This is a genomic window from Clostridioides sp. ZZV15-6597, assembly GCF_020657815.1.
Lineage (GTDB): Bacteria > Bacillota > Clostridia > Peptostreptococcales > Peptostreptococcaceae > Clostridioides.
On sequence record NZ_JAGWCT010000028.1, the window covers coordinates 15,964 to 28,034 of the forward strand.

Below are 12,071 nucleotides of genomic sequence, written 5' to 3' on the forward strand. Positions count from 1 at the left end.
GATTATGAACTATTTAAAAACAATGGTTGATGTTATGACTACTGAAATGAATGCTATAAAGTGTTTAATAGATGAAGCAGGTATTGAATATGAAAATATAGTTAATGAAATTGCAAACTGTAAAGGTAAAGTAATTTTTATGGGTGTAGGTAAATCTGCACATATAGGTAAAAAATTGGCAGCTACATTTGCAAGTACTGGTACACCAAGTTTTTTTGTACATGCAACAGAAGCAGTACATGGAGATTTAGGAATGATTGAAAGTCAAGATATTACAATTTTAATCTCAAATAGTGGAAATTCTATGGAAGTTGTAAATTGTATAAAATACGTTAAAGCAATAGGTTCTAAAACGATTGCTTTTACTTCAAATAGAAATTCAGTACTGGCAAAAGAATGCGATTATGCTTTAATATATCCTGCAAAGGATGAAGCTGACCACTTAAATTTAGCACCAACAACATCATCTACAATTACTTTGGTTTTAGGAGATTCTATTGCATGTGCATTATCTAAAAACAGTAATTTTGACTCAGCTGATTTTTATAAATATCATCCAGGAGGAAGTCTAGGTGAAAAACTAAAGGCAGCTAATAATGGTTAAAAGTAAAAAGGAGAGTATATTTTATGTTTAAAATGTTTAAGAAAAAATCAATAAAATCACCAATATCAGGAAAGGTAATAGAGTTATCTAAAATACCAGATGCTGTATTTTCTCAAAAACTTATGGGCGAAGGTGTAGCTATAGATTCTACAGGTGATATTGTTTATGCTCCAGCTAATGGTAAGGTGGCAGTTGTAGCAGAAACTAAACATGCATTTGTTATAGAACTAGAAAATGGAATGGAACTTCTTATTCATGTTGGTTTAGATACTGTAAACTTAAAAGGTGAAGGATTTGAAGCATTAGTAAGTGTAGGAGACCAAGTAAAAGAGGGGGCACCAATGTTAAAAATTGACCGTTCATTAATTGAATCAAATGGTATCTCACTTATTACTCCAGTTACAATAACTAATTATTCAGAGTACAATATGAATACATATAATGTAGGTAATAGTGTAGAGGGTGGAAAAGATACTGTAATTGAGTTTAAATAAAAAGTATAAAATAAAAGATTACTGTCTATAAACTTATGTTGTACAATGTAAATTTAATATAAAATTGTACAATATAAATTTAATATAAATATGTTAGATAAAAAGGGATTTGCTTGATTCTAAATTGAGTAGTTCCTTTTATTTTTTTGTAATTAGTTTTGTACGTTTATATTTAGATAGAAAAATACCTAATTATAAATAGTAATTGTTCAAATAGAGATTTAAATATATTGTTTGGAGATACATTGTAATTTAAAAGTTAGATACACATAATTTATATAAACTTAAAATAGAAATGTTGACAATAATAATAAACTTTAGTATTATATGTTTATTAAAATGATAAACCATATGATGGAGGTGAATAATATGAAGATTGAAAATCTTTCTATTAAAGATATTAAAAAAGGTTATGTATTCAATGCAGACTTAAATTGCTATAGTTGCATTATTTGTGGAAAAACGTATGAAGTAGGAGAAATATACAGAGTTGGTGACAGATTTTTTGAAGCATCAAGAGCTATTGAATTGCATACAGAATTAAAACATGGTGACTATTTGGAACAATTAGTCAATAATGATTCAAAGTACAATACATTAACTGATAATCAAAAACAATTATTTAAATTATTTATTAGTGATTTATCAGATAAAGAAATTGCAAAAGAGCTTGGAGTATCTACCTCTACAATACGTCATCAAAAATTTATGTTTAGAGAAAAAGCAAAACAAGCTAAGCTATACTTGGCTTTATATGAATCTGTATTTGAAGATAAATCTAATAGAGATAGTACTATAATACCAATCCACGAACATGCCAAAATGGTAGATGAGAGATATGTAGTAACTGAAGAAGAAAGAAAACACATTTTAGAAACATCATTTGAAAGTATGAACCCTCTAAAATTAAAAGTTTTTTCATCAAAAGAAAAGAAAAAAGTTGTTATTTTGTCTAAAATTTTAGAACAATTTGAGCAAGGAAAGCAATATTCAGAAAAAGAAGTTAATCAAATTTTAGAGTCTATATATTATGATTTTGCAACGATTAGAAGATATTTAATTGAATATGGTTTTATGAGTAGAAATAAAGAGTGTACAAAGTATTGGTTAACATAATAAAACGCCAGAATCTATTAGTATATAGAGCTATTTCTTACTTGATTAACTGTGAAAGGAGTCAAAAATGAATGATGAGTTGAAATCTATTTTGTACAACGAAGGTGTAGACATTATTCGTTTTGTTGATATATCTGAATTTCCAATAAATCAAACACGAGGCTTTTCTAAGGCAATTTTATTTTGTATAGGATTATCAAAGAAGTTTATTAAAGATATATACAATAATTTACCTACAGATAGTGATGAGTTTTTGGAAAAAGAGGAAAAGATGGAAAAACTAGCTGATTGGATTTCTGAATATCTTCAAACAAAAGGTTATAGTGCTTATGCTCAATCAGAAAAAAATAATATAGAACATAGATACACTGAAAGAGGATATATTGACCCTAAGATGCAATCAGGTATTAGCCCTTTACCACACAAGACAATAGCGAATATTAGTGGTATTGGATTCATGGGAAAAAATAATTTATTTATCACTGAGGAATTTGGATGTGCTTTTAGCATGTGTACAGTACTTACAGATGCACCAATTTCTGTTGAAAAGCATCCTTTGATTGATTCAAAATGTGGTGATTGCAATGTTTGTGTAGAAAAATGCCCTGCAAAAGCTATACATGGAAATGCTTGGACTCATCAAGGGGGAAGAGAGTCTATAATTGATATTTCTAAATGTTTTTGTGTTTTAAAATGTATGGTGAATTGCCCATGGTCATTGAAATATGCAAATCAAAAATTATAATATAGATATGAGCTAGAGATTTTTATTGGTTTTTAGTTTTTTTTAAAAATAAATTTATAGGGTGCTTAATAATTGCACCCTTTGTAAAATTTAATATGAATAAACACAATAACTGAGGTAATTGTCAATAACAGCATAAGCTAGAATAGCAAATAAAAGCTTAATAATAAAATCTAAAAACTATAAGGATATTTTTAAATAATTTTCAATAAAATATTTGCCTATAATGTGTCTAATCTAGCATATTTTTTTAATAGAATGAAACCAACTACTGCAAGACAAGCTTGTGTCAAAGGTACAGAAATCCATACACCATTTAATCCCAGTATGTTTGGTAAAATCAAAGCAACTAGAGCAGTAAGTAGTAAAGGCTCTCCATAAATTAAAATATATGCTAACAGATTCTTTCTGACTGCATAAAAGAATGATGTTGTAATACGTAAAAATGCTATAAATAAAAATCCTGAAATAAAAATTGGAAGTACACTAGAAATGCTTTGTGCTACTATGTCTGATACTCCAAAGAAGTTTGGTATTTTATCTTTAAGAAGATAAATTGCAATCATACAAACAATTGAAGTTGTAAATGCTGTGATATAGGCCATTTTTCTAACTTCATTTACAGACTTTAAATTATTTGCACCATAATAATTTCCAATCAATGGCTGACATCCATCACCAATACCTTGTAAAAGTAATTGAATAATACAAATTATATAACTTACAACTGCGTAACAAGCAGCAGCTTGTGCACCACCATATGAAAGAGCACCTTTATTTAGAATTATAATGACTATATTTGGAGAAAGTGTTAATCCAAATGGAGAAACAGCAACTTCGATTATTTTTTTAAAGAAGTATGGCATAGGTTTAAATATAGCAAATCCAAATAACTTCTTTTTAATAGTCAAAAATAAAATACAAGGAAGTAGAGTAACTATTTGACCAATGACTGTGGCTATTGCAGCTCCTAATAATCCATATGAATATACTGAAACAAACAACCAATCCAAAACTACATTTGTTAAGAAGCCTGCAATCATAGAAGACATTGCCACTAATGAACCATTATAATTTCTAATAATTGGGATAAGACCTGTACCAATAATTTGGAATGTTGCTCCATAGATAATAATTTTTATGTAAGATATTGAATGATTTAAGATTTCTCCCTCAGCTCCAAATATTCTTAAAATTGATTGAGAAGTCAAACCTAATATTATTGTGGAAATTATACAAGCCACAAGTAATATAAAAATAGTATTTCCAAGATATTTATTTTCATCTTCATCACCTCTACCAAGACATATAGCAATTTGAATTGCTCCACCCATACCAATTCCTGTCCCAATTGCCTGAATTAATGCAGTCAGTGGATAGGCAATATTGATTGCAGCAAGTCCTGCATCTCCGATATTTCTACCCACAAACCATCCATCTACAATGGCATAAACACCTGAAAAAGCAAAAGCTAACATAGAGGGTAGTACATTTTTTAAGAATTGTTTCTTTACCATAGTTATTTTTTAGTCTCCATTTCTTTTTTGAATAGTTCTAAAAATAGAGCATTGTTTTTTGTCATTGATTCTCTATTTGTTTGCCCCATTTTGTGCATAACAGATTCCTCAAGCTTAAGCAAATCTTGAAGAACATCTTGTGCATAAATTTTTCCTATTGGAGTTAGATGAATGATTTTATTACGTCTATCATTCTCATTAACCAATAGTTCAATATAACCTTTATCTTTAAAACTTTTTAGTACAGAGTTTATAGTTTGCTTTGGCATAAGCCATTCGTCACATATAATTTTTTGGGTGCAATTTTCTTGATTTTCCCATATTGCATATAGTGCAAATAGTGAATGTACACTCATGTTATATGATTTGGCCCATTCGTCGTACAGATTATTTAGACCAAGCCAATAAGCGTAATATTCTTTAATATGTTTTTTTATATCATCTTTCATGGTATTTTTCCTCCAAAATATTAGTCTGATTTAGGACTAATATTATCATGGTTTTTTATTAAAGTCAAGAGTAAAGTAAAAATAAAATAATATGTCCTTCTTTATTTTTCCAAAAATGTATTGTATTATTGATTCAGTGGTAAATACGATGAAACTAAGTTGGATAACAATAGTCATTCAGTATTTACATTACATTATAAGTTGGTTATGTGTATCAAATATAGAAGAAAAGTAATAGATGATTTTGTGCGAAATGAACTAAAAAATATATTTGTTCATATTGCACCGAATTATGGAGTGGAGGAGAAAGATTATGAAAAAAGATACATCTCATGTAATTAAGCGGGCCGAGCGATTTCAAGTTATTTTGATTGGAGAAGGGCTTCTTGTAGGTGCTATAGCTGGTTTGATTGTACTTTTATATAGGATACTTTTGGGGCAGGCTGGTACTTGGCTCAACCAAATATTAAATTTTGTAAAAGGTTCAAATGTGAAAATAGCAGTCTGGTTTGCAGTGCTTGCACTGCTTGCGTGGATTGTATCAAGGCTAGTAAATTGGGAGCCAATGATTTCAGGGAGTGGTATTCCTCAGCTAGAAGGAGAGATGACAGGGAAAATCAAGCAAGTATGGTGGCGTGTGTTGCCAGCTAAATTTGTTGGAGGATTCTTATCGCTTATGGGTGGTCTTGCCTTAGGAAGAGAAGGACCTTCTATCCAGCTTGGTGCTATGGCAGGAAAGGGTATTTCCAGAGCTCTTGATAGAGGAAAAACAGAGGAAAAGTTCTTGCTCACTTGTGGTGCAAGTGCAGGATTATCAGCAGCCTTCCATGCACCACTGGCAGGCGTCATGTTTTCACTGGAAGAAGTACATAAAAACTTTTCAGTGTCTGTTTTGATTTCTGTAATGACAGCATCTCTAACAGCGGACTATATATCAGCTAATTTTCTAGGAGTGGAATCAGTATTCCAGTTTGACATTGGAAATGTGTTACCACAGAGTTATTATTGGTTGATACTGATTCTAGGTGTTGTGCTTGGAGTTATGGGGGCATTTTATAATTGGTTTACCTTATTTGTTCAGTCTCTGTATAAAAAGATTCCCAAAATAGGTACATTTGGAAAAATATTGATTCCATTTTTAATGGCTGGTATTTTGGGTCTTTTGATGCCTGAAGTGCTGGGAAGTGGGCATAATCTGGTGGAAGCACTTACAAGCCATGAATATCTGCTGGGAATGGTAGCTTTGATTTTTGTCATCCGTTTTGTATTTTCGGCTGTCAGTTTTGGGTCTGGTGCTCCAGGAGGAATATTTTTTCCACTACTTGTTTTAGGAGCCTTTATTGGGGGCATGTTCGGAATGGTAGGTGTACAGTTTTTTGGAATGAACCTAGACTATGTCAATAATTTTGTACTTCTGGCTATGGCAGGGTATTTTACTGCCATTGTACGTGCGCCTTTGACTGGAATTATATTGATTTTTGAAATGACAGGTTCTGTTAGTCAGATGCTTTCCCTATCCGTTATTTCAATTGTAGCATATATTGTGGCTACACTTCTGAAATCTAAGCCGATTTATGAAAGTCTTCTGGAGAGATTACTTGAGAACAATGGAGAACCTGTTCATAGAGAGAGGGGAGAGAAAATACTAGATCAGTTTTCTGTTATGTTTGGTTCTCCTGTTGCCAACAAAGCAATTCAGGATATTCAATGGCCAGAAAATTGTCTTTTGGTAGCCATTCAAAGAGGAGGAGAAGAAATTATTCCAAAAGGAAAAACAATTCTCAAGGCAAGTGATATAATTGTGACCATGACAGATGAGAGAGACAGTGGCGTTGTGTATGATAAAATGAAAAAACTCTGCAAAGAAAATACATCCTATATTGTCTAGGGATAATAGGATATAAAAAGTATGTTACTGTGTTAAGAAAAATTAGTAAATAATGTGTGTAGAATGTGTTCTGGACAATTCTAAGAGTGACAACAACTATACTTTTGGATGGAGGCTAAATTATGATAGTAAGTGTAAGTAGAAGAACTGATATACCTGCTTTTTATAGTAAGTGGTTTTTTAACAGACTTAAAGAGGGTTTTGTGTATGTTGTTAATCCGATGAATTCAAAACAAGTCAGTAAGATAGAGTTAAATCCGCATACTGTTGATTGCTTTGTATTTTGGACCAAAGATGCAACTCCAATGATATGTGATTTGAATAAATTAAAAGACTACAAATATTATTTTCACTATACTATAACTCCATATGGTAAAGATGTAGAAACACGAATTTTGGATAAAAAGAAGATAATAGAGTCATTTAAAGAATTGTCTAGAAGCATAGGAAAAGAAAGAGTAATTTTGAGATATGACCCAATTTTTCTAAGTGAAAAGTATAACTTAGATTATCATATAAAAGCATTTGATAGATTATGTAGCCAACTTAATGGATTTACAGAAAAATGTATAATAAGTTTTATAGATTTATACAAGAAAACAAAATTTAATACAAAATCATTACATATAAAACCTATACAAATTAAAGAAATAGAAATGTTGTCGAAGGAACTTTTTAGAATATCTCATAAGTATAATATAACACTTGAAATATGCTGTGATGAATATAATTTAAGTAAGTTTGGCATTGGAAACAGTAAGTGTATTGATGATAAGTTAATATCAAAGATTATAGGTAGTGAAGTGAAAGTCAAAAAGGATGATACACAAAGGGACATTTGTGGATGTATTAAGAGTGTTGACATAGGACAGTACAATACTTGTAGACATTATTGTTTATATTGTTATGCTAATTTTAATTATACACAAGTAGAAAAAAATTGTAGACTATACAATGAAGAGAATAGAGTACTTGTGGGTGCTATAAGAGAAGATGCAAAAATAACTGTTAGAGATATGAAGACTATTAAAATAGATAAAGACAATAATAATCAGATTAGTATATTTGATTAAAAGTAAACATAAAATGGGGACTATTTTAATATGTAAAAAAATATAGAAAAAAGTAAATGTAAAATAAACACTATTTTAATGTGTTAAAAAATATAGAAAATTGTAATAGTAAAATAAGTATAAATAGATACTTTCTATAAGATAGGAATCACTACAATATGTCAATTTGACCAAAATCTTGATATATTGAAAATATAGATAGATTGGTGAAAAGGAGGTATATTTTGAATTTATTAAAGAAATATCCTATACCTATTGCAAGTTTGATTCTATCAATATTTGCTCTAGGCAACTTATTACAATCCTATAGTGAATCATTACATAATGTAATTGGATTTATAGGATTTACTTTATATGCAATTTATATAGTTAAAATAATATTGCTTAGAAAAAGTGTAAAAGAACAACTAGAAAATCCCTTAGTTTTAAGTACATTTCCAACTATAACAATGGCTACAATGATATTTGCTATATATGTAAAACCTTTATCTCCAGAATTAGGTATTGTAATTTGGGGTATAGGAATTGTGGGACATATGGTATTAGTAGTATTGTTTAGTAAGAAGTTTTTAGTTAATTTTTCAATAAAGACAGTATTTCCATCTTGGTATATAGTTTATGTTGGAGTAGTTACAGCTAGTGTGACAGCACCAGTATTTAATCAACTTTTAATTGGTAAAATTGCTTTTTGGATAGGGTTTATATCTTATATAGTTCTTATACCAATAGTTTTAAAGAGAGTATGGATAATCAAGGAGATGCCTGAACCATCTTTACCGACTTTAGCCATATTAGCCGCACCAGGCTCATTATTATTGTCTGGTTACATCAATTCTTTTTCAAATAAAAATAGTGTTATATTATACTTATTATTTGTATCGTCAATTGTATTTTACATTGTAGTTTTGGGATACTTACCAAAATTATTAAGATTACCTTTTTATCCAAGCTTTGCTGCATTTACATTTCCTATGGCAATAAGCGAAACTAGTATAAAATTAATGAATGGGTATCTAGTCAAATCTGGAAGTTCTGTAAGTTGGATTGCATATGCGTCAAAATTAGAAGAAATAATAGCTACTATTATGGTTTTATATGTGTTGATTTTATTTCTTGTACTCGATAACCAAGAGGATGAAGGATTGATATGTGAACCCTTTTTATTATGGTAAAAAGCGTCACAGATTTCACAGTTTGAATTGATACTCCATAAAGATAGTAATTGGATAATTTATCTCACGTTGATTAGGTTGCTTGTATATTTTATTTTATTATTTATAATATCATTATAAAATTGCTGTTTTTTATCAATATATTCTATACTATCATTTAATTTCTGCAACTGTCTAAGTAACATATCTTTCTTAGCTTCTAATATTTTTTTCCTTTCTGGAATTGAGGACTGACCCATTAAGCATAATGATACATAATGTTTCATTTCTTTGATACTCATGCCACAGTTTTTTAAGCATGATAAACTTTTTATCCATTCTATATCTCTTTCATCAAAAGTCCTATAATTGCGGCTATCTCTTTTGACATTGGGAATAAGTCCCTCATTACAATAAAATTTTAATGTTTCATAAGTTAGATTGGTTTGTTTACATACTTCTTTCATAGAATACATAAGAGTTCCTCCAAACATATTTAAATTTTTTTAAAATTAGGTATTGACCGGTAGTAACAACCGGCTTGTATAATTCTATTGTATCCCAAAAATGTACAATGTCAAGGAGGAATAAATAATGGAATATGTTGAATTAAGTAATGGCGTGAAAATACCAAAATTAGGTTTTGGAGTATTTCAGATAACAAAAGAGGAATGTGAAAAGTGCGTGTTAGAGGCAATCAGTGTTGGTTATAGACATATTGATACCGCTCAATCTTATTTTAATGAAGAAGAAGTAGGAAATGCAATCAGCAAATGTGGTCTGAAAAGAGAAGAATTATTCATTACTACAAAAGTATGGATTGATAATTATGGTTATGAGAAAACGAAGCAGTCCATTTTACAATCTATGAGAAAGATGAAAGTAGACTATATAGATTTAGTTTTATTGCACCAACCATTCAGTGATTATTATGGTGCTTATCATGCACTAGAAGATTTATACGAAGCTGGAAAAATCAGAGCAATAGGCGTTAGTAACTTTTCACCAGATAGGTTAGCGGACATAGCGTCTTTCAACAAGATTGCACCACATGTAAATCAAGTTGAAACAAACCCATTTAACCAACAAGTAAAAGCACAAGAAAACATGGTAAAAAGAAGTGTACAAATAGAAGCATGGGCACCATTTGGAGAAGGAAAAAGCAATATGTTTCAGAATCCTGTTTTAAAAGAAATTGCAGATAAACATGATAAATCCATTGCACAAGTTATTTTAAGGTGGCTTATGCAAAGAGATATTGTTGCATTAGCTAAATCCACTCATATCGAACGTATGAAAGAGAATTTTGAAATCTTTGATTTTCAGCTTTCAGATGAGGATATGTGTAAGGTCGCTATGTTAGATACAAACACAAGTTTATTTTTCAATCATCAGACACCAGAAACAGTTGATATGTTTGTAAATATGATTGAAGAACGAAAAGGAAAAATATAAAAATTACAAGGAAGAGAAGAGAATGAAAAAAACAGTTACGATTTTTCTAGGTTTAATGCTTATGTTTATTATGACAGCCTGTGGAGCGTCTGATTCAGAAAATAAAGAAAACAATAATGTCTCAAAGCAAACATTTCAAAATGAACAAGGACAACAGGAGGATTTAGGAAAAACATTAGTAGTTTATTTCTCCATGCCAGAAACTACTGACCCCAAAAATATGACAGAAGAGGAAGCAAATAGTATAGTTGTCATTGATGGCGAAGTAATAGGAAATACTCAATATGTAGCAAATGTCATTCAAGAAAGTACAGAAGCAGATATATTTCGCATAGAACCTAAAACACAATATCCGACTGAACACGATGTTCTGGTGGAAGTGGCAAAAAAAGAGCAATCTGATAACATAAGACCAGAACTAAAAAATCATATCGACGATATAAGCCAATATAACACAATCTTTATTGGTTATCCTACTTGGTGGAGCGATATACCAATGATTTTATACTCATTTTTAGACGAGTACGACTTTTCTGGAAAAACGATTATTCCTTTCAATACTCATGGTGGTAGTGGATTTGCAGATACTATAAATACAATTTCTGAGCTTGAACCTAAAGCAACAGTTTTAAAAGATGGATTTACCGTTTCTAGAAATGATGTTGAAGAGGCAAAGAACGATATTGTATCATGGCTGAATGGTTTAAAGTTAGAGTAGATAAAAAAGAAAATCTTTATGAAGGTGTTAATGGATAATAAGATTCAAAAATCAATTGTTGAAAAATCTGTGAACAGAGAGTTAGAGATAATATCTTGTATCAGCATGTTATCTTTCTTACTATTATAAAGATAAGTTTATCATTTAAAAATCTGGCAGACAAAAATCTGTCAGATTTTTTAATTTGTATAAATTTGGGTAAGTACGAAGATATGGGTTTGATGTTATATATAAAAATTATTAAAACAGGATAAAGAACTTAGATAAAGAATTATTATATAATAACTAAATTTATTTAACATAATTAACTTTAATTTTATATAGTTACAAATATGTAGTTACAAAAAAGTATCCAATTGTGATGTATTTATAAAACTGATATAGTAGTTATATAAAACCTTAGAAATATTTTAAAACCAAAATATATATTAAAAACCTTAAATTAGTAAATATCAACACATTTATAAATGAAATAAAAGCATGTCTTAATAATTAATAAAAAGAAAGAGGAGATAAAATGTACAATATAGATGATATGATATATGACTGTCCAGTAGAGGCATTATCAAGTATATTAGGTAAAAAATGGGTGGCTATAATAATATGGGAGTTACAAAAAGATAAAAAAAGATTTGGCGAATTACAAAGAATTATTCCAGAATGTAGTAAGAAAATGTTAACTCAACAATTAGATTTTTTAATTGAGCAAGGAATTATAATCAACAAAAAAAAGTCAGTTAATAATATTGTAGAATCAACATATTTTTTAAGTGAGTCAGGATTACTATTACTTCCTGTTATGGAAAAGATGATTATGTGGAGCAATAAGAATTTAAATTGTGATAAATAAGTTTTTAAATT

Annotated in this window: 14 protein-coding genes; 11 read left to right on the forward strand and 3 right to left on the reverse strand. The window is 29.6% G+C overall.

The window, feature by feature from the left end; translation table 11 throughout:
- Positions 1-4 precede the first annotated feature (4 nt).
- From KGF52_RS08505 to KGF52_RS08520, 4 genes are all read left to right on the forward strand, one after another.
- Positions 5-604, forward strand: a complete 600-nt coding sequence (locus tag KGF52_RS08505; protein WP_227829622.1) for a KpsF/GutQ family sugar-phosphate isomerase — start codon at positions 5-7, stop codon at positions 602-604.
- A 23-nt stretch (positions 605-627) separates the two neighbouring features.
- Entirely contained in the window at positions 628-1,098 is a 471-nt protein-coding gene (locus KGF52_RS08510) for a PTS glucose transporter subunit IIA (RefSeq protein WP_227839812.1), read from the forward strand.
- A gap of 369 nt (positions 1,099-1,467) precedes the next feature.
- Positions 1,468-2,214: a DUF2087 domain-containing protein gene (locus KGF52_RS08515; protein ID WP_227839813.1), complete on the forward strand. Its 747-nt coding sequence runs from the start codon at positions 1,468-1,470 to the stop codon at positions 2,212-2,214.
- A 67-nt stretch (positions 2,215-2,281) separates the two neighbouring features.
- Positions 2,282-2,959: an epoxyqueuosine reductase gene (locus KGF52_RS08520; protein WP_227839814.1), complete on the forward strand. Its 678-nt coding sequence runs from the start codon at positions 2,282-2,284 to the stop codon at positions 2,957-2,959.
- A 221-nt stretch (positions 2,960-3,180) separates the two neighbouring features.
- Here the strand turns inward: KGF52_RS08520 and KGF52_RS08525 are convergent, their stop codons facing one another.
- The gene (locus KGF52_RS08525; RefSeq protein WP_227839815.1) at positions 3,181-4,476 is read right to left on the reverse strand and encodes an MATE family efflux transporter; all 1,296 of its coding nucleotides are present in this window, start codon (positions 4,474-4,476) and stop codon (positions 3,181-3,183) included.
- 2 nt (positions 4,477-4,478) lie between these two features.
- The gene (locus KGF52_RS08530) at positions 4,479-4,925 is read right to left on the reverse strand and encodes a MarR family transcriptional regulator (RefSeq protein WP_227839816.1); all 447 of its coding nucleotides are present in this window, start codon (positions 4,923-4,925) and stop codon (positions 4,479-4,481) included.
- 159 nt (positions 4,926-5,084) lie between these two features.
- On the opposite strand from KGF52_RS08530, the gene KGF52_RS08535 reads away from it, so the two are divergent.
- The 4 genes from KGF52_RS08535 (at position 5,085) to KGF52_RS08550 (ending at position 9,058) form a co-directional block, all read left to right on the forward strand.
- Positions 5,085-5,267: a transposase gene (locus tag KGF52_RS08535; RefSeq protein WP_227839817.1), complete on the forward strand. Its 183-nt coding sequence runs from the start codon at positions 5,085-5,087 to the stop codon at positions 5,265-5,267.
- On the forward strand, positions 5,239-6,813 hold the full coding sequence (locus KGF52_RS08540; RefSeq protein WP_227839818.1) for a ClC family H(+)/Cl(-) exchange transporter: 1,575 nt from the start codon (positions 5,239-5,241) through the stop codon (positions 6,811-6,813). Before KGF52_RS08535 ends, KGF52_RS08540 begins: the two co-directional genes overlap by 29 nt.
- A 122-nt stretch (positions 6,814-6,935) precedes the next feature.
- Positions 6,936-7,886: a DUF1848 domain-containing protein gene (locus KGF52_RS08545; RefSeq protein WP_227839819.1), complete on the forward strand. Its 951-nt coding sequence runs from the start codon at positions 6,936-6,938 to the stop codon at positions 7,884-7,886.
- A 224-nt stretch (positions 7,887-8,110) separates the two neighbouring features.
- Entirely contained in the window at positions 8,111-9,058 is a 948-nt protein-coding gene (locus KGF52_RS08550; protein WP_227839820.1) for a TDT family transporter, read from the forward strand.
- A 59-nt stretch (positions 9,059-9,117) separates the two neighbouring features.
- Here KGF52_RS08550 and KGF52_RS08555 read toward each other — a convergent pair whose 3' ends face one another.
- Positions 9,118-9,513 carry a MerR family transcriptional regulator gene (locus KGF52_RS08555; protein WP_227839821.1) on the reverse strand — a complete coding sequence of 132 codons (396 nt, stop codon included), beginning with the start codon at positions 9,511-9,513 and terminating at the stop codon, positions 9,118-9,120.
- 118 nt (positions 9,514-9,631) lie between these two features.
- Between KGF52_RS08555 and KGF52_RS08560 the strand changes: the two genes are divergently transcribed.
- From KGF52_RS08560 to KGF52_RS08570, 3 genes are all read left to right on the forward strand, one after another.
- Positions 9,632-10,492, forward strand: coding sequence for an aldo/keto reductase (locus KGF52_RS08560; protein WP_227839822.1), 861 nt, complete (start codon positions 9,632-9,634; stop codon positions 10,490-10,492).
- 22 nt (positions 10,493-10,514) lie between these two features.
- Positions 10,515-11,210, forward strand: coding sequence for a flavodoxin (locus KGF52_RS08565; RefSeq protein WP_227839823.1), 696 nt, complete (start codon positions 10,515-10,517; stop codon positions 11,208-11,210).
- Between the two features lie 517 nt (positions 11,211-11,727).
- Entirely contained in the window at positions 11,728-12,060 is a 333-nt protein-coding gene (locus KGF52_RS08570) for a winged helix-turn-helix transcriptional regulator (RefSeq protein WP_227829609.1), read from the forward strand.
- Positions 12,061-12,071 lie beyond the last annotated feature (11 nt).